Raw genomic sequence first — 17,474 nt, 5'->3', positions numbered from 1 at the left:
ATCCTTCGTCTGGGGTCACGCGACGGCGTAGCGGTTGGCTGGGCGGGGCAACCCGAGTAGGCCGCGCAACGTGGTGGCCTCATAGGTGGTGCGGAACAACCCCCGGCCCTGCAGTTCGGGAACCAGTCCGTCGGTGATCTGCAGCAGGTCGTGAGGCAGCGCGGCGGGCCGCAACCGGAATCCGGTCAGACCGGCGGCGTGCCACTCCTGCAGCAGGTCGGCCAGCCCGCCGGGCGTTCCGGTGAAAATATAGGCGTCGCTGCGGTATTCGGCTTCGGCCAGGTCGTCGAGGCGACGCCGTCGCGCCTGCGCGGCGGTCACGTCCTCGTCGAGGAACACCACCACCTCGCCGAAGACGTGGACCGTTTCCGATTCGCGTCCGGCGGCCCGGCGCAGCGCACCGATTTCCGCGACGAGTTCCGAGGCCTCGGTGGCGTCGTGCGGTGTCACGAAACCCACGTCGGCGCCGGCGGCGATGAGTTCGTAACCGGGGGCACTGTGCGCGAGCGCTGCGACCACGGGCTGCCCCTGCGGCGGGCGCGGCGTGATCGATGGCCCCTTCACCGAAAACCAGCGGCCCTCGAAGTCGATGTAGTGCAGCTTGTCGCGGTCGATGAACCGGCCGGTGCTGACGTCGCGGATCTCGGCGTCGTCCTCCCAGCTGTCCCAGAGTCGGCGCAGCACCTCGACATAATCGGCGGCTTCGGCGAAGTAGTCGTTGACCTGTTGCTGCACTGCCGAATCCGCCAGGTCCGCTGTCGAGAGCCGCGGCAGCGGGCGTCGCCCGAAATGATCTGCCACGTCATGCCGGGCCGATATCTGGACGCGGACACCGGCTCGGCCGGTGCTGACGTAGTCCAGCGTCGCGATCGACTTGGAGACGTGGAAGGGCTCGGTCTGGGTGACCGCCGCGGTGGGGATCAGTCCAATGTTGCTGCTGCGCGGTGCGATTCGGGCAGCGATCAGCGCGGCGTCCAGCCGGCCGCGGACCCGATCGGTGCGGTCGTCGGGCTCGAAGTGGTTGTCGGACTGCAGGCCCAGTGAATCCTCGATCGTGACGAAGTCCAGCAGGCCCCGTTCGGCCGCGGCGACAAGGTCGGCCCAATAACCCGCCTCGAAGAGCTCGGCAGGGCGGGCGTCGGGTTCGCGCCACGCGCCCGGGTGCCAGCCCGCGCCGTCCAGCGCCACAGCGAGGTGGATCGGCGTCGACGGATCAGCCATAGCGCCCTGCCCTTCTTCTGGATTCGAGATTCGACGTGTTCAGCACGCCGGCTCGTTCGCCGATTCCGGCACGCCTGCCGTGCCAGACCGTGCACGCCTACTCAACTCAAACCCTAATGACGTCAACCGCTGCCTGCTGACGTGCGAATTCGCGCCAACGCAAGCCAGCAGCAGGTAGGCGCGACGCCGTTGGAATCATCGGGATTACAAGCCGGGTACTCGCGGCGTTATCGCAACGCCTTGCTCGATCGGTCGGCCTACCCGCGCTGTTTCCGGCGACCCGCGGCCACCCGCGACACCGCCGGAGTCGAGTAGCTTTGCCGGGCGTGCCACGCGAACTGCATCTTTTGGCTTTCGGCAACACCCGATCCGCCGGTCCGTGGCGTCACCCCGACATCGACAACACCCCCGCCGGTGTCCGGAAGCGGCTCATCGCCCGCGCTCAATCCGCCGAAGCCGGCGGTTTCGACGCGGTGTTCTTCGCCGACGGGTTGAACTTCGGTCCGCCGGCGACGTGGGCCTACAAAACCACCGAGGACTTCGAACCGCTGACCACTACGGCAGCGCTGTCCTCGGTCACCGAGTCGATCGGACTCGTCGTCACCGGCTCGGCCACCTTGGTGCCGCCCTACCAGCTGGCCCGGCAGCTGCTCTCCTTGGATCACCTCAGCGGCGGACGTGCCGGCTGGAATCTCGTGACCAGCTTCGCTCACGCGGCAGCGGACAATTTCAGCTCCCGCGGGGTGATCGACCATGACGAACGCTACGAGATCGCCGAAGAGGCGCTCGAGGTCGTTCGAAAACTGTGGGACGGCTGGAGCGACGACACGATCGTCGAAGACCGTGCCGGCGGTATCTTCAACGACCTCAACCACATTCACGTTGCCGACCATCACGGGAAGTATTTCGATGTCGCCGGGCCGATCGGATCGGCGCGGTCGCCGCAGGGTCAACCGGTGCTGTTCCAGGCCGGCTCCTCGCCGACAGGCCGACGATTCGCCGCGCGACACGCCGAGGTGATATTCACCGGCCAGGGCACCATGGCTCGGGCCCAGGAGTTCTACCGGCAGGTGCACGACGACGCCCACCGCGAAGGGCGGCGCACGCCGCCGCTGATCACACCGTCCCTGCGGTTCATCGTCGGATCCACCGAAGCGGAGGTCCGGCGTCACGAGGACAGCGCCTACGCGTATTTCAGCCCGCAGTACCAGGCGGGCTGGCTGCTGGAGGTCGACGTCGACGTTGTCGATGCCGACCTGGACGGGCCGGTGCCCGCGTCGGCGTTTCCCGAGACCACACAGACGCATCAGACCGCACTCGCCGGCTACCGCGCGCTGGCCGAGGACGGCAATCCGACAGTGCGAGAGTTCCTCTATCGCACCGTCAATGGCTGGGGTGCCGGCATTTCCGGTACACCGGAGCAGATCGCCGACGAGATCGAGGACTGGTTCAGCGGCCGCGCCTCCGACGGTTTCGTACTGGGTGACTCCGGCTTGCCGGGCCAATTCGACGATTTCGTCGACCAGGTCGTGCCGCTGCTGCGCAAACGCGGGTTGTTCCGACACGAATACTCCGGCACCACGCTGCGCGACCATCTGGGCCTTCAGCATCCGCTCAACCGATACGAGTCGCGATGACCGGTGCCAAAACGTATTTGGGGGCCGCGACCGCTAGTGCCGATGTGCTAAGCGCACGCTTCCAGCCGATCTTCGACCGCATCGCGGAAGGCAACGTCGAGCGCGAGCGTGGCCGGGTGTTTCCGCACGAGCAGGTGCGGTGGCTGATTGACGCGGGTTTGGGCGCTGTGCGAATTCCGTTGCAGCACGGCGGACTCGGGGCATCGCTGGAGCAGACGTTCGCACTGCTCGCCGATCTCGGCGAGGCCGACGCCAACGTGTCGCACATCTGGCGCAACCATCTGGCGTTCGTCGAAGACCGCCTCAACGCACCGGTGTCCGACACCAACGACAGCTGGATCAAACGCTTTCTGGCCGGCGCATTCGTCGGCGGCGGCTGGACCGAGGCACACAACGGCACCCTGGCCAACATCGCCTCGACCGTCACCGCCGAGGCGGACCACTGGGTGGTGACCGGAGCGAAGTTCTACGCCACCGGCAGTCTCTACGCCGACTGGCTCGACGTCATCGGCCGCGGCGACGACGGTCAGCTGTGGACCGCGCTGGTTCGATCCGATGATCCCGGGGTCACCCTGACCGACGACTGGACCGGTTTCGGGCAACGCACGACGGCCAGCGGTTCGGCCAATTACGTTCGGGTGCGGGCGGATCGCGGCGACGTGTTCCCGGTCGCCGAGCGGTTCGCCTACCAGCCGCAGTTCTATCAGATCGCCATGCTGTCGGTGCTGACCGGAATCGCCCGGGCCGCGCTGCGGGACGGCAGCGCCGCTCTGCAACAGCGACGCCGCAACTACCCTCAGGGGCTCAACGCGGTGCCTGCCGATGATGCTCAGCTGCTGCAGGTGATCGGCCAGGTGTCGGCTGACGCATTCGCCGCCCAAGCCGCTCTGGAGAAGGCGGCCCGCGCTCTCGACCAAGTCGTCGCCGACCGACTTGCCGGTGAGATCGGTCGGCAGACCTTGATCGACGCCGACGTCGCCGTCACCCAGGCTCAGTTGGTCGTCATCGGTGCCGCACTGCAGAGCACCACGTCCGTCTTCGATGCGTTGGGCGCCTCGGGGGTGTCTGAAGATCTGCTCCTCGACCGGCATTGGCGCAACGCCCGCACCTTGGCGTCGCACAATCCGCGGGTCTACAAGGCGCGCATCCTCGGCGACTGGTTGATCAACGGCAAGGATCCGCTGCCCGATCTGGCCAAGCTCGGTCGCGGCGGCCAGGGCAACTGACAGCGCGAACCTTCACGGGACATGATGGCGGGGTGACCACCGAGATTCGCGTGCTCGACAGCGAAAGCGACCTGATCGCCGCCGCCAACGTGTTCCGCGCAGCCATGATCGGGTTTCCGCCGCTGAACAACCTCGCGCCCGGGCAGATCAGTCGCCTGCTCGAACCCGGGCGCACGATCGGCGCATTCGTCGGCGACCAGCTCGTCGGCACCGCGGACGCCGTGACCAGTCGGCTCACCCTTCCGGGCGGAGCCACTGTCGGCCACGCGGCGGTCACGCACATCGGCGTGCTGCCGTCGTTCACTCGCCGGGGCGTCGCCACCGATCTGGTTCGTCACCAGTTGCACGACGTCGCCGCGCGTGGCGAGTCGGTCGCGACACTGCGCGCCTCCGAGGCCACCATCTACGGGCGGTACGGCTACGGGGTCGCGAGCTTCGCACAGACGGTGGAAGTGCAGACGGCGCGGGCAGCGTTTCGTCCGGGCGTCGCGCCGGGAGATCCCGTGCGCCTGCTGGACCCCGCGGACGTATGGGACAGGCTGCCGCGGATCTATGCCGACAACCGGCCGTCGCGGCCGGGCACCATCGACCGGCCCGACGAATGGTGGCAAGGTGTGCAGCTGCGTACCGAATCTGGTACGGGCGCTTGGTATGTCGCCGTCAGCGGAGCTGCCGGGGCTGAGACGGGATTCGTCCGCTACCGTCCGGTCGACACCGACACGTGGTTCGTCAGCAATCAGCGCACCATCGTGGTGGAGGATCTCTTCGCGCCGACCGCCGACAGCTATCTCGGCCTGCTCCGTTTCCTGTTCGGACTCGACCTGATCGATCGGGTGGTGTTCTGGATCCTTCCGGCCGACGACCCGCTGCCGGCACTGCTGATCGACCGTCGGGCCGCGCGGCTGACCGCGACTCAGGACGAGACCTGGCTCCGCATCGTCGATGCCGAAAAAGTGCTGGCCACAAGGCGATACAACGCCGAAGTGGCTGTCACGCTCGCCGTCGAAGACCCGCTGATACCGGAGAACTCGATCACGGTGAGTATCAGCGGCGACGGCTCGGAACGTACCGACCGGCCTCCACAGATTCGCATCGGCATCGAAGGGCTCGCCGCCGTCCTGCTCGGTGGAACGACCTGGCGGAATCTAACTTTGGCCGGCTTGGCCCGCGCGGACGATCCGGCCGACACCGCGCTGGCCGACCGATTGTTCGCGGTGCCGGAATCGCCGTTCGCGGGGTTCATCTTCTAAAAATGGTCGGAGCGCCGGTAGACCTTGCGCGCAGCAGGTAGACCACCGTGCCGCCGAGCAGTGCGACCACGCCTGCCGCCACCGACGAGAACGGAAGTGCAAAGGCGACGACGACGCAGCCGGCGAATCCGAGTGCCGGGATGATCCTGGTGCCGAGAGTCCACGCCGAGGCGTTGGCGATCGCGTAGTACGCGAGAACAGTGAACGACGAGAACCCGATGGCACCGCGGACGTCGGCGGTGCCGGCCAGCACCGCTACGACGACGCCGACGGCGACCTCCGCACGATACGGCGTCGCGAAGGTGGGATGCACAGCCGACAGCTGTTGCGGCAGATAGCGATCACGCGACATGGCGAACGTCGTCCGCGATACGCCGAGGATCAGCGAGAGCAAAGATCCCAATGCGGCCAGCACCCCGACCGAGCGTACGACCGGCTCCCACCCGGCCATGCCGGCGGCGCGCACCGCGTCGGCAATCGGTGCGGCGGACTGAGCCAGCCGCGAGCTGCCCAGCACCGCGAGCACTGCGATCGCGACGACCACGTAGACGACCAGCGTGATACCCAGCGCGACGGGAATCGCGCGGGGTATGGTGCGAGCCGGGTCACGCACCTCTTCACCCAACGTCGCGATACGCGCGTAGCCGGCAAACGCGAAGAACACCAGACCCGTTGCCTGTAATACTCCGTAAGCACTTGGGTTGGCGCCCAGGGCGATTCGGCCCCAGTCGGCCTGGGGAGCTGTCAGCGAGACGAACGCGACGCCGGCCAGCGTTGCCAACACCACCGCGACGATGACCCGCGTCACGAGCAGTGATTTGCGAATGCCGCTGTAGTTGATCGCGGTCAGGACGACTACCGCGCCCACTGCGACCGCGTGGGCGTGCGCCGGCCAGGCGTAGAGTCCGACGACCAACGCCATCGCCGCACACGACGCCGTCTTGCCGATGACGAAGCCCCAGCCGGCGAGATAGCCCCAGAACTCACCGAGCTGCCGGCGTCCGTATACGTACGCGCCGCCGGATTCCGGGTGGCGGGCTGCGCAGCGAGCCGTGGATGTCGCGTTGAAGTAAGCCAGAATCGCCGCAGCCGCGACAGCGATCAACAGGGCGCTGCCGGCAGCCGCCGCGGCGGGCGCGAGAACGGCGAAGATTCCGGCGCCGATCATCGAACCCAGGCCGACCACAACCGCGTCGCCCGTGCCGAGTCGGCGTTGCAGCTCTGATCGGGCCCGCGGGTCGGGCCCGTCGGTCATGCCAGCCCCGCCAGTTCGGCCAGCTTCTGAGCCGAATAGTGGCCCGGCCCAACCTCATCGAGCACCGCTTCGCGCGCCAGCCGCGCCAACGCGGCGTTGAGCGGCGCCTCGATGCCGTGCTGATGCGCGATGCGGACGATCTCGCCGTTGAGGAAGTCGGTCTCGACGTCACCGGTGTTGCGACTCAGCGACTGCCAGGTGGAGTTGCTCGCCGCGCTGTCGACGCCCGGAACCGACCGGGGTGTCGGCCCGTCGACCCGCGCCGCGGTCGATACCTCGAACGGCACGAAAGCGATTCCCGCGTAATCCAATACGTGGTGAGCTTCCTCACGCAGCGACGTCACCAAGGAACCGGCGTTGTCGTCCGCGGTCAGGGCACCCACGGCGTTGCCGAGATTGCTCAGCAGCTTGTTGTATTTCCACGGCGCGACATCGTCGACGACGTTGATCCGTACTCCCGCCGCGGTCCACGCGGTGTCCAACGCGCGCAGCAGCGTGTCGTCGGCCGGATCGCGCAGCGCGGCCGGCCATCGCCCGACGTGTAACTGACCGACCACCGGCCACGAACGGACGATCACCTCACCGGCTTCCAGGTGGACGGCGGGCAGCCAGACGCAAATGCCGAAGACCCTACTGAAGTAGCGCAGCGCTTTCTCTTCTGCGACAACACCATTGAGTGCAGTCAGCACCGGCAACAGATCACCCGCGGTGCCCAGGACGCCGTCCGGACCGTGCACCGGCTGATCGACCCATTGCTGCAGCGCCGCGTCGAGTTGTTGGGTTTTGGTAGCGAACACCAGTACGTCGTCGGGCGTCAGCCGCAATTGTCCGGCCTCTGACACCGCGGTGACGGCCGTGTGAAAGATCCCGTCCGGCGTGCGCAGAGTCAGACCGCGGGCCGCCAAGGTCTCCGCATGCCGACCACGGGCGACCAACACCGTCGGGACCTCGGCCCGAGTCAGCACTCCACCGACGGTCCCGCCGATCGCACCCGCGCCGACGACGATGTACCGGCGATCGGAACTCATTGGGCGAGCCTACTTCTGCGCTGGCGCCCGCTGAATCAGACCAGGTAGTAGTAGTGCTTGGCGTCCCCGTTGGTCGCGACAGCCTCGTCTGGGACCTTGTCGCCCGCCTCGTCGAAACCGCGCAGGGCGTGGGCGTACCGGACTGCCTTCAGAGTCGCGGAGAATTCCACTTCCTCTTCCGGGAAGACGCGATCGGAGGGGAACCACTTGTCGAAACCGATGTTCGTCAACAGCGTCCACAAGTCGGCCTGCACGCCGGCCAGCAACACCACCACGCCGCGGTCGGTTTCATCGCGGACGAACTTCTCGATCCGCTGGATCACGACGGCATCCGGATGGCGCACCCGCTTGAGCCGCAACACCAGATACTTGATGTTGTCGGCTTTGATCCGCGCGCCGAGCTCGTCGAGGTATTTCTCGAGTTCGGGTGCGGCACCGAAGAACAGCTCACCTTCGAAGTCGTAGATGAGCGTCGAGGGATCGGACGGATCGGACGGCACCCGCTCACGAACCACCCGCTCCGGCGCCACGACCAACTCCCGCGCCTTGAGCTTGGCCGCCCTCGGCACGAACAGCAGGATCGACAGCGCCACACCGAGCAGTACGGCGGTGTCCAGGTCCACCAGCACGCCGGTGAGTGCGGTGATCAGCACCAGGCCCGCGTCGTAGCGTGACGCCTTGATGGCGTAGCTGATTCGCTTGACGTCGATCAACCGTGCCGCGGTGATCAGCAGCAGCCCGGCCAGCGCGGCCCGGGGCATGTAGTGCAGGAGCGGCGCGAACAGCAGCACGATGATCGCGACGCCGATGGAGGCGATGACACCGGAGAATCTGGTCACCGCGCCCGCCTGGTAGTTGATCGGTGAACGCGTCACCGATCCCGAACCCGGGACGGCTTGGAAGAATCCGCCGGTGAGGTTTCCCAGACCTTCGGCGATGATCTGCCGGTTGTAGTCGATCTTCTGGCCGCTCTCGTAGGCAATGGCCTTGGCGATCGACAGCGCCTCGAGCAGGCCGATGAAGGCGATGGCCAGCGCGCCCGGTGCCAACTGGGTTACCTCGTTGAGTTGGACCGACGGGATGTGCGGATGCGGCAGGCTCTGGGGAATCTTCGCCGTCAGGGTGATCGCGGTCTTACCGGTGTGATCCTCGGTCGCCCATCCGGCCAGGTAGGCAATGGCGGCCGCGCCGATCAGCGTTGCCAGCAGGTCGATCTGGGGCAGGCCGAATCGCTTGACCAGCCGTCGCAGCACGACCGCGAGGACGATGGTCGCGACGCTGATGACCAACGCGCGGTAGTTGAAATGCTCGCCGTGGAACAGCGTGAGGTAAGTGCGCTTCAGCACCGACTGCCGGCCGTTGCCCTGGTCTTTGACTCCCAGCGCATTGCCGAGTTGGCCCAGCGCGATCAGCACGGCCGCGGACAGGATGAAGCCGAGGATCACCGATTCGGAGATATATCGGGTCAGATCACCGAGCTTGAATACCGCGATCAAAATCTGGAAGGTGCCGACCAGAACGCCGAGCAGGAACAACGCTTCGAACAAGACCGTCCGGTTTTCCTGGTCGATGAACGCCAGCGAACTGAACACCAACAGCGATATCGCGCTGGTCGGGCCGTTCACCAGATGCGAGGACGATTGGAAAACCGACGCGACGAAGGTCACCACGATCGACGAGTACACGCCGAACTTCGGGTCGACCCCGGCGACCAACGCGTAGGTGATGCCCTGAGGCAGCGACACCGCCGCGACGGTGAGCCCGGCGATCAGGTCGCGGCGGGCCTTTGTGCCGTCGTAGTTCAGCTTCTTCAGATTGTCGGTAATGATGCTCATTGACTCGCCGCCTTTCACCGCGTGAGCGCGGACGCGACCCGGGCCGGAGGCGAGGAGACCACGTCGTAGATGCCGTTACTGCCGAAGAACTTCTCCTGCGCGTCGTACCAACTCTTGGCGACCGCGGTGATGGGGAACAAATTGATGGGTGGCAGCCGATCCGCGTGCTTGGCCAGGATGTCCGGCTGCAGTGGGCGGTAGCCGTACTGGGCGACTTTCTCCTGAGCCTCGTCGGTGTAGAGATACTCCAGATAGGACTTGGCGTAGGAGGCCAGCTTCTTGTCCTTGAGGTTCGCGTCGACCCAGGTGACGGCCGGCTCGGCGAGGATGCTGACCGGCGGATAGATGATCTCGAATTGGTCTTTGTTCTCCGCCACTTCTCGTAGGGCTTCGTTCTCCCACGTCAAATGGACATCGCCGATCTTCTCGGTGGAGAAGGTGGTGGCGGCGCCTCGGGCTCCGCTGTCAGCGACCTTGACATGGCTCAGCAACGCCCTGACATAGTCGGTGGCCTCCTGCTCGCTGCCGCCGCGAGTGGTCACCGACCCCCAGGCCGCGAGGACGCTGAGCTTCCCGTTGCCCGAGGTGCGGGGGTTCGGACTGATGATGTCGACGCCGTCTTTGATCAGATCCGGCCAGTCGTGGATACCACGCGGATTGTCTTTCTCGACGACGAAGACGATCGTCGAGGTGTACGGGACGGAGTGATTCGGCAGCCGGTCCTGCCAGTTGTTGGCGATCAAGCCGCGCTTGCGCAGCGCATCGACGTCGCTGGGCAATGCCAGCGAGACGACGCTTGCCTTCTCGTGGCCCTTGATGACTTCGGCGGCCTGCCGGCCCGAACCGCCATGCGACTGCTTGACCTGCACGGTGACGCCGGTCTTTTTGCGGAACTCCTCGACGAATGTCTTGTCGATCGCGGCGTACAGCTCGCGGGTCGGGTCGTAGGACACGTTGAGGATCTGATTGGGCGAGGCGTCGCGGTGCAGGTTGTGAAAGCCGAGCAGGCCGGCCGCGGCAAGGATCGCGACGACCCCGAGGGCGTTCAGCCTCGATATGGAAAACGGCAGCCTGCCGCGGCGCTTTGGCGGGGGCGCGGGCTCAGTCATAGCCGCCTCCTGGTGTCGGATTCGTGGGGTTCGCCGTCGCGCGCCATGGGCCGCTCGGGGCGCTGGACGTTCTCGCCAGCTATGGGATTTGGAGCCTAGCGACGGCGTCCCTGAAAGACAGCTGTGTAAATCAGCCTGATCGCAATTGGCCTGGACGCTCAACGTTTTCGCTGATCAACGGCCTCGCGAAGGAATGACGCACTGCTGCAATCGCGGCGTCTGCGGACAACCGCCTCCCACAGCCTGCAAACGGGAGCACAGGGTTGCGGCGACTACCTCGGGCGTCGACGCGCCAGGAGCCGTCGCACCGGTCGGAGTTGTTGATCGTCGCGGCCCGGCGCCCACAGGCCGATCAGCACCGCGCTGACGGCGACCAGCAGGCCCAGCACCAATAGCGATGAATGCATGGCGTCGATGAAGGCCACTTTGCTGACTTCGGCAAGTCGGGTCCCTGCGGGCCCGAGCCGTCGCGACACTTCCAGCGCCTGGCCCAGCGAGGTCGAGGCGGCGTCGCCGACGGATTTGGGAAAACCGATCAGGTTGGGAGCCAACGTCTTCGCGTACTGCGCGGCCAGCATCGATCCGGCCAGCGCGATCCCCAACGCGGCACCGATCTCCCGACTGGCGTCGTTGACCGCCGACGCGACGCCCTGCTTGTCGTCGGGAGCGGTCGCCATGATCACCGATGTCGTTGGCGCGGTGCACAATCCGATACCGACGCTCATCACCAGCATCGGCCACGCTGCCCGCCAGTAGGGCGAACCCGCGGTGATACCGAGCATGCACAGCGACCCGGTCGCAATCAGCATCAATCCGCTGAACACCACCACCCGCAGGCCCAATCGGGGCAGATACCAGAACGACAGCACCGACAGCAGCAGCATCGGGCCCATGATCGGGGTCAGTGCAATCGCCGTCTTGTTCGGGCTGTAGCCGAGGATCAACTGCATGTACTGCATGAGCAGGAACATGTAGCCGAACATCGACAGGAAGAAGACTGTGATGGTGGCCGCGCCGGTGGCGAACGCCGGAACCGCGAACAGCCGCACATCCAGCAGCGGATAACGTTGCCGCACTTCGACGAAGCCGAAAGCCAGGCTGAGTATCAGCCCGACACCGATGCTGGTCAGCACCAGCGGATGCGTCCAGCCACGGGCGGGCGCATCGAGGATGCCGAAGACAAGCGTCGCGACCGCGCCGCCGATGACGACCGCGCCCCGCCAGTCCAGCGGATGCGCCTCGGGATCACGCGAACTCGCGATGGTCAGCGTCAGCAGGAAGATCGTCAGCGCCGCACCCGCGAACGCCCAGAAGATCGAGTGCCACGACCAGAAGGCCAGTAGGCCACCGGAGCCGAGCATCCCGATGACCGCGCCCGACCCGGCCACGCCGGCCCAGATGCCGACTGCCTTGTTGCGCTGATCCTTTGGATAAGCAGCGGTGATCAACGACAGTGTGGCGGGCATGATCAGTGCCGCGCCCGCACCGGCCGCCCCCCGCGAGACGATGACGATCATCGGATCCGACAGGACGGCCGGCACTGCAGATGCCGCGCTGAAGATGGCCAGGCCGACCAACATCGCACCCCGCCGTCCGTAGCGGTCTCCCAGTGCGCCGGCCGGTAACAGCAGGCAGGCAAGGACCAGGGTGTAACTGTCGACGACCCAGGTGAGTTGGGTCTGAGTGGCCGAGGTGGCGATCGCGATGTCGGGCAACGCCGTGTTCAGCGCCACCATCGACGCAATGACCAGCAGCACGCCGAAACAGGCGACGGTGAGTAGCCAGACTCTGGCTCGAGCGGACAGGCCGGACAGCGCGAAATCGTCGTCCCGGCGCGACTCGGTCAGCGTGTGGGCCACGAGGCACCTCCCTCCAGCGGATTCGGTGCATTGAGACGATACGTCTCAAACAGAGACTAACAGTCTCGTTTCTCAGCGGGTCATGTGCTCGTGCGGCGCCGGACCCACCAGGAGCTGTCGGATGATCGGAGCAGCCCAGCGGCTGAGCTCCGCGCGGCTGAGATCGGCGATCGGCGGATTGACCAGCACGTACCGCGTGATCGCCAGACCGATCACGAATGCACCCATCAGACCGATCCGCTGCACGGGGTTGTCCGGGGTCGCGGTGATCAGCTTGGGCGCCACCTGTTCGGCGAACACCCGCCGCAAGGTCTCGGCAGCAAGCGGACTGGTCATCGCGGCTCGCAGCAATGCCAGGAATGTCTCGTCCTCCTCCCACACCGCGAAGAATCGCGGCAGCAAGATGAGAGCAACGTCGTCGGGGTCCACGTCCGTCAGATCCGGTAGATCGATCTCGAAGTCCGCGGCCGCTGCGAACAGGTCCTGCTTACTGCCGAAGTACCGGATGACCAGGGCCGCGTCCACACCCACGTCGGCGGCGACCGCCCGCAGCGTGGTCCGCTCGTAACCCGCAGATCCGAACCGCCGGCGGGCGGCCGACAGGATGTCCTCGCGCGTCTGCGCGGCATTGCGGGGCCTGACGACCGTCATGCCGGTGCCGGCCCCACCAGCAGACGCCGGAACACCGGAGCGGCCCACTGCCGCAACTCATCTCGGGTGAGCTCGGCTGCCGGCACGTTGCCCAGCACGGACCGGGTCGCGGCCAGCCCGATCACGAAGGCGTCCGTCAACGCGATGCGCTGTTGATCGTGATCGGGAGTGGCAGCCTTCAGCACCGGCGCGACATGGCGGGCGAGAGTTGCGTTGAGTTTGTCCGCGGCTACCCGACTGGACATCGCCGCCTGCAGCAGAGCCAGAAACGAGTGGTCGTCTTCCCAGACCGCGAAGTACCGCGGCAACAACATGTCGGCGATGTCCTCGGGCGCGGCATCGGAGAGATCGGGAAGCTCGATGGCGAAGTCGGTCGCCGTCGCGAACAGATCCTGCTTGCTGCCGAAATACCGGGTGATCAGCGCGGCGTCCACACCGACATCTGACGCGATCGCCCGCAGCGTCGTCCGGTCGTACCCGTCGGTGGCGAATCGGCGTCGCGCGCAGTCCAGGATGTCGGCCCTGGTCTGCGCGGCATTGCGCGGTCGCCTTGTCATTGCTCACCAACTCTATGTCATCCGGCGTTGACTACATCGCGAGCCACGCGTATGTTCATGTCATCAGTCGTTGACAAAAGTCATCCGCTGTTGATGTCGAGGGAACGGGCGGCCCTATGATTGCGCTACCTACCAATAAAATGTCAGGCGAACATCCCCCTCGCCGCCCGGAATCACTGCGGACATCGGTGGTGTTGATGCACCTGCACGGCCAATTCGGAATGAGCGAAAGCCTGGCTGACGCGGCACAGTTGTCGCGACAGCTCCCAGCTTCACCAGCGGCAGCGTTGCCGGCACGCCAGTCGTCTAACCAAGGGGCAGAGAAGTGAGCGCAGATCTGAGCGGCAGAGTTTTTCAGGACCACCGGGCCGGCAGCGTGATCGCCGGCGTTCAGGGCGCGCTGCCCGAACATCGCTACGAGCAGAGCGAGATCACCGAGATGCTCTCCAAGCTGCCGGCGTTCGAGGGTCACGGCGAGTTGCTGCGCAAGTTCCACGCGAGTTCGAAGGTCGACAGCCGCTACCTGGTTCTGCCGCTCGAGGAGTACGCCGGGTTGACCGACTTCGGTCGCGCCAACGACATCTGGATCGAGAACGCCGTACAGCTGGGGTGCGCGGCCCTGTCCGCCGCACTCGACGAGGCCGGCCTGCGGCCCGAGGACGTCGACGTGGTGATGTCGACCACCGTCACCGGCCTCGCGGTGCCATCGCTGGAGCGCGCATCGCCACTCGGCTGGGCCTTCGTCCCGATGTACGACGGGTTCCGATGTTCGGCCTCGGCTGCGTTGCCGGCGCTGCGGGCGTCGGTCGCCTCAACGACTACCTGCGCGGCGCACCCGACGACGTCGCGGTGCTGCTGTCGGTGGAGCTGTGCTCGCTCACGTTCCCGGCCACCACCCCGTCGTTGGCGTCGCTGGTCGGCACGTCGTTGTTCGGCGACGGCGCGGCCGCCGTCGTTGCGGTCGGTGAACGCCGGGCCGAGCAGATCGGCGCTCGCGGTCCCGAGGTCCTCGGCTCGCGCAGTCACCTCTACCCGGATTCACGCGACACCATGGGCTGGAAGATCGGCTCCACCGGGTTCGGACTGATCCTCTCCCCAGACGTCGCCAATGTCGTGGAGCAGTATCTGGCCGACGACGTCGCGGGCTTACTCAACGCCTACGGCGTCGAGATCAGCGATATCGGTGCCTGGGTGAGCCATCCGGGCGGCCCCAAGGTCATCGAAGCGATCGTCTCATCGCTCGGATTGCGCAACGACGCATTGGAATTGACGTGGCGATCGCTGGCTGAGGTCGGCAATCTTTCCTCGTCGTCGGTGTTGCACGTCTTCCGCGACACGATCGCCAAACAGCCACCCGCCGGCAGCCCCGGCATCATGCTGGCGATGGGCCCCGGGTTCTGCTCCGAGCTCGTCATGCTGCGCTGGCGGTGATGATGATCTGGTATGCGTTGCTCGTCGGCGCGGTCGCGTTCGAGCGGCTGTTCGAAGTCCGTGTGGCCGAACGTAATCGCGCCGTCAGCACCTCACATGGCGGCGTCGAATTCGGCGCCGGGCACTACCCGGCCATGGTGGCGCTGCATTTCAGCCTGCTGGTCGGCTGCCTGGTCGAGCCGGTTGTGTTGCACCGCCACTTCATTCCAACTCTGGGTTGGTCGATGTTCGTCGTGGTTCTGGCGGCGCAGGCGTTGCGCTGGTGGTGCATCACGACCCTGGACTATCAGTGGAACACCCGCGTCATCGTGATTCCGGGTGCCGCACGCATCACCGGCGGCCCCTACCGGCTGATACCCCATCCGAACTACGTGGCCGTCATTGCCGAGGGTGCGGCACTGCCGCTCGTACACACCGGATGGGTTACCGCACTGGTTTTTTCGATGCTCAACGGCTGGCTGCTCAGTAAGCGGATCAGGGTCGAGAACGCCGCGTTGGCGAGCCTTTCGTGATTGATCTCCTGGTGGTCGGTGGCGGGCCGGCCGGACTGGCCACCGCGATCCACGGTGCGCGAGCGGGATTGAACGTGGTGGTCGCCGAGCGACGCCGCGGGCCCATCGACAAGGCGTGCGGTGAGGGTTTGATGCCGCATACCCTGCGTCACTTGCAGAGACTCGATGTGCAGCCGATCGGCAAGCCGATCCGCGGCATCAGCTACCGGGACCGCGACCACCACGTCGACGCGCAATTCAAAGGCGGTGCCGGCCGCGGGGTGCGCCGAACGGTGTTGCACAGCGCCCTGATCGACGCGGCGGTCGAAGCCGGTGTCGACATCGTCTGCGACGAGGTACGCGAAATCAGCCAGGACGCCGGCGGGGTTCACGCCGGGCGTTGGCACGCGCGCTATCTCGCCGCGGCGGACGGCCTGCACTCCCCCATCCGCAAATCGCTGGGGCTGGAGCAGACCAGCCCCGGCCCGCGCCGCTGGGGGATCCGCCGCCACGTGCAGACCGCGCCGTGGTCCGATCACGTCGAGGTGCACTGGGCCGACGGCGCCGAGGCCTACGTGACACCGGTCGCCGATGACTGCGTCGGGGTGGCGCTGCTCAGCTCGCGCCGTGGCGGATTCGACTGTCACCTCGACGAATTCCCCGAGCTGCGGGCCCGCATCGACGGTCGGCCGCACGAGCCGGATCGGGCCGCCGGCCCGCTGCGGCAGAAGGTTTCGAGCCGGACGGCCGGCCGGGTGCTGCTTGTCGGCGATGCCGCCGGTTACGTCGATGCACTCACCGGCGAGGGACTCGGCTTGGCCTTCGGCGCGGCCGAGGCCTTGGTGGAATGCGTACTCGCCGGGCGACCGGGCGACTACGACCGAAGGTGGCGTCACCTGACGCGGCGCTACCGGATGCTGACGGCCGCCCTACTTCACGCCAGCGGCTATGGTCCGGCCCGGTCACGTATCGTCCCGGCCGCCGCGGCGTTACCGGCAGTGTTCTCCGGTGTCGTCAATCTACTTGCCCAATAACATTTTCGGGTCAGACCTGATTGAAGCCGCCGTCGGCGTCGATCGTCGAACCGGTGGTGAAGCTGGACAGGTCGCTGGCCAAGAACACCGCGGCGTTGGCGATCTCGACGGGTTCGGCGAAACGGCCCAGCGGGATCGTCGAGATGCGGCCGGCGCGGAATTCCTCGACCGTGAGGTTCGGGTTGGTCTGCGCGGCCAGATTGTCGCTGCCCGGGGTGGCGGTCGACCCGGCGACGAGGACATTGACCCGGATGCCGCGGTCGGCGAGCTCATTGGCCCAGGTGCGCGCCAGTGATCGGACGGCGGCTTTGGACGCGGCATAGATGCTCAGCCCCGGGCGCCCGCGGTCGGCCGTGGTCGAACCGATCAGGATGATCGACGCGCCGTCGTTGAGCAACGGCAGCGCCTTCTGCACGGTGTAGACGACGCCTTTGACGTTGGTCGTCAGCAGGGCGTCGAGATCGTCGTCGCTGATCGCGCCCAGTCGCGCGACCCTCGTCGTCCCCGCGTTGGCCACCACGATGTCCAGCCCCCGGCCGGCAGCGGCGACTTCGGCGTAGAGCCGGTCTAGGTCGCCGGGTGCTCCGACGTCACCGGGAACCGGGACCGCGTGCGGACCCAGTTGGGTTGCAGCGGCGCTCAGTTCGGGCTCGCGACGGCCGGTGATGAAGACCCGTTCGGCGCCCTCGGCGATGAACCGCTCCGCGGTGGCCAGCCCGATGCCGGAGTTGGCGCCGGTGACGACCGCGGTCTTCTGGTCGAGCAATCCCATCAGGTCATCCTCTCATCGCTGCAGGAGCAACCGACTCGACTCGACTCGCGAAAGTGCAACTAGCGAGAGCCCTTCTCGGGAAACATCTCGCTAGCTGCACTCTCGGCGGCGCACGCGT

The 17,474-nt window shown here is 66.5% G+C and carries 14 protein-coding genes and 1 pseudogene; 6 read left to right on the top strand and 9 right to left on the bottom strand.

The window, feature by feature from the left end:
* Positions 1-15: 15 nt before the first annotated feature.
* The gene (locus tag CYU59_RS10185; protein WP_292988780.1) at positions 16-1,221 is read right to left on the bottom strand and encodes an LLM class flavin-dependent oxidoreductase; all 1,206 of its coding nucleotides are present in this window, start codon (positions 1,219-1,221) and stop codon (positions 16-18) included.
* 326 nt (positions 1,222-1,547) lie between these two features.
* Between CYU59_RS10185 and CYU59_RS10180 the strand changes: the two genes are divergently transcribed.
* The 3 genes from CYU59_RS10180 to CYU59_RS10170 are packed head-to-tail and all read left to right on the top strand — an operon-like array spanning position 1,548 to position 5,334.
* Positions 1,548-2,858: an NtaA/DmoA family FMN-dependent monooxygenase gene (locus CYU59_RS10180; RefSeq protein WP_292988778.1), complete on the top strand. Its 1,311-nt coding sequence runs from the start codon at positions 1,548-1,550 to the stop codon at positions 2,856-2,858.
* Complete coding sequence (locus tag CYU59_RS10175; protein ID WP_292988776.1) at positions 2,855-4,084, top strand: acyl-CoA dehydrogenase family protein; 1,230 nt, start codon at positions 2,855-2,857, stop codon at positions 4,082-4,084. Before CYU59_RS10180 ends, CYU59_RS10175 begins: the two co-directional genes overlap by 4 nt.
* A 32-nt stretch (positions 4,085-4,116) precedes the next feature.
* Positions 4,117-5,334 carry a GNAT family N-acetyltransferase gene (locus tag CYU59_RS10170; RefSeq protein WP_292988774.1) on the top strand — a complete coding sequence of 406 codons (1,218 nt, stop codon included), beginning with the start codon at positions 4,117-4,119 and terminating at the stop codon, positions 5,332-5,334.
* On the opposite strand, the gene CYU59_RS10165 is transcribed toward CYU59_RS10170, so the two are convergent.
* From CYU59_RS10165 to CYU59_RS10135, 7 genes are all read right to left on the bottom strand, one after another.
* Entirely contained in the window at positions 5,324-6,589 is a 1,266-nt protein-coding gene (locus tag CYU59_RS10165; RefSeq protein ID WP_292988772.1) for an amino acid permease, read from the bottom strand. The two genes, CYU59_RS10170 and CYU59_RS10165, sit on opposite strands and share 11 nt — an antisense overlap.
* Positions 6,586-7,617 (bottom strand): 2-dehydropantoate 2-reductase N-terminal domain-containing protein, encoded by a 1,032-nt coding sequence (locus tag CYU59_RS10160; protein ID WP_292988770.1) that lies wholly within the window; start codon positions 7,615-7,617, stop codon positions 6,586-6,588. Before CYU59_RS10160 ends, CYU59_RS10165 begins: the two co-directional genes overlap by 4 nt.
* A 35-nt stretch (positions 7,618-7,652) precedes the next feature.
* Positions 7,653-9,452 carry a SulP family inorganic anion transporter gene (locus CYU59_RS10155; RefSeq protein WP_292988768.1) on the bottom strand — a complete coding sequence of 600 codons (1,800 nt, stop codon included), beginning with the start codon at positions 9,450-9,452 and terminating at the stop codon, positions 7,653-7,655.
* A gap of 14 nt (positions 9,453-9,466) precedes the next feature.
* Positions 9,467-10,561: a sulfate ABC transporter substrate-binding protein gene (locus CYU59_RS10150; protein WP_292988766.1), complete on the bottom strand. Its 1,095-nt coding sequence runs from the start codon at positions 10,559-10,561 to the stop codon at positions 9,467-9,469.
* 272 nt (positions 10,562-10,833) lie between these two features.
* Entirely contained in the window at positions 10,834-12,420 is a 1,587-nt protein-coding gene (locus tag CYU59_RS10145; protein WP_292988764.1) for an MFS transporter, read from the bottom strand.
* Positions 12,421-12,492: 72 nt separating this feature from the next.
* Positions 12,493-13,071, bottom strand: a complete 579-nt coding sequence (locus tag CYU59_RS10140) for a TetR family transcriptional regulator (protein WP_292988762.1) — start codon at positions 13,069-13,071, stop codon at positions 12,493-12,495.
* Positions 13,068-13,628, bottom strand: coding sequence for a TetR/AcrR family transcriptional regulator (locus CYU59_RS10135; protein ID WP_292988760.1), 561 nt, complete (start codon positions 13,626-13,628; stop codon positions 13,068-13,070). Before CYU59_RS10135 ends, CYU59_RS10140 begins: the two co-directional genes overlap by 4 nt.
* Before the next feature lie 337 nt (positions 13,629-13,965).
* Here CYU59_RS10135 and CYU59_RS10130 point away from each other — a divergent pair.
* From CYU59_RS10130 to CYU59_RS10120, 3 genes and pseudogenes are all read left to right on the top strand, one after another.
* Positions 13,966-15,059 (top strand): annotated as a pseudogene (locus CYU59_RS10130) (3-oxoacyl-[acyl-carrier-protein] synthase III C-terminal domain-containing protein).
* Between the two features lie 2 nt (positions 15,060-15,061).
* The gene (locus CYU59_RS10125) at positions 15,062-15,571 is read left to right on the top strand and encodes an isoprenylcysteine carboxylmethyltransferase family protein (RefSeq protein WP_292989048.1); all 510 of its coding nucleotides are present in this window, start codon (positions 15,062-15,064) and stop codon (positions 15,569-15,571) included.
* Positions 15,568-16,584 carry an NAD(P)/FAD-dependent oxidoreductase gene (locus CYU59_RS10120; protein WP_292988758.1) on the top strand — a complete coding sequence of 339 codons (1,017 nt, stop codon included), beginning with the start codon at positions 15,568-15,570 and terminating at the stop codon, positions 16,582-16,584. The genes CYU59_RS10125 and CYU59_RS10120 overlap by 4 nt, the downstream gene beginning before the upstream one ends.
* Positions 16,585-16,594: 10 nt before the next feature.
* Here CYU59_RS10120 and CYU59_RS10115 read toward each other — a convergent pair whose 3' ends face one another.
* Positions 16,595-17,356, bottom strand: a complete 762-nt coding sequence (locus tag CYU59_RS10115; protein WP_292988756.1) for an SDR family oxidoreductase — start codon at positions 17,354-17,356, stop codon at positions 16,595-16,597.
* Positions 17,357-17,474: the final 118 nt, after the last annotated feature.

Source organism: Mycobacterium sp. (assembly GCF_002863225.1).
Classification (GTDB): domain Bacteria; phylum Actinomycetota; class Actinomycetes; order Mycobacteriales; family Mycobacteriaceae; genus Mycobacterium.
The sequence above is the reverse complement of the archived record's forward strand: the minus strand, read 5'-3'. Positions and strand labels throughout refer to the sequence as shown.

Excerpts from the sequence above, each read along its gene's own strand:
- CYU59_RS10185 (WP_292988780.1), bottom strand. The coding sequence starts at position 1,221 with ATGGCTGATCCGTCGACGCCGATCCACCTCGCTGTGGCGCTGGACGGC.
- CYU59_RS10175 (WP_292988776.1), top strand. The coding sequence starts at position 2,855 with ATGACCGGTGCCAAAACGTATTTGGGGGCCGCGACCGCTAGTGCCGAT.
- CYU59_RS10165 (WP_292988772.1), bottom strand. The coding sequence starts at position 6,589 with ATGACCGACGGGCCCGACCCGCGGGCCCGATCAGAGCTGCAACGCCGA.
- CYU59_RS10160 (WP_292988770.1), bottom strand. The coding sequence starts at position 7,617 with ATGAGTTCCGATCGCCGGTACATCGTCGTCGGCGCGGGTGCGATCGGC.
- CYU59_RS10155 (WP_292988768.1), bottom strand. The coding sequence starts at position 9,452 with ATGAGCATCATTACCGACAATCTGAAGAAGCTGAACTACGACGGCACA.
- CYU59_RS10150 (WP_292988766.1), bottom strand. The coding sequence starts at position 10,561 with ATGACTGAGCCCGCGCCCCCGCCAAAGCGCCGCGGCAGGCTGCCGTTT.
- CYU59_RS10140 (WP_292988762.1), bottom strand. The coding sequence starts at position 13,071 with ATGACGGTCGTCAGGCCCCGCAATGCCGCGCAGACGCGCGAGGACATC.
- CYU59_RS10135 (WP_292988760.1), bottom strand. The coding sequence starts at position 13,628 with ATGACAAGGCGACCGCGCAATGCCGCGCAGACCAGGGCCGACATCCTG.
- CYU59_RS10125 (WP_292989048.1), top strand. The coding sequence starts at position 15,062 with ATGATCTGGTATGCGTTGCTCGTCGGCGCGGTCGCGTTCGAGCGGCTG.
- CYU59_RS10115 (WP_292988756.1), bottom strand. The coding sequence starts at position 17,356 with ATGGGATTGCTCGACCAGAAGACCGCGGTCGTCACCGGCGCCAACTCC.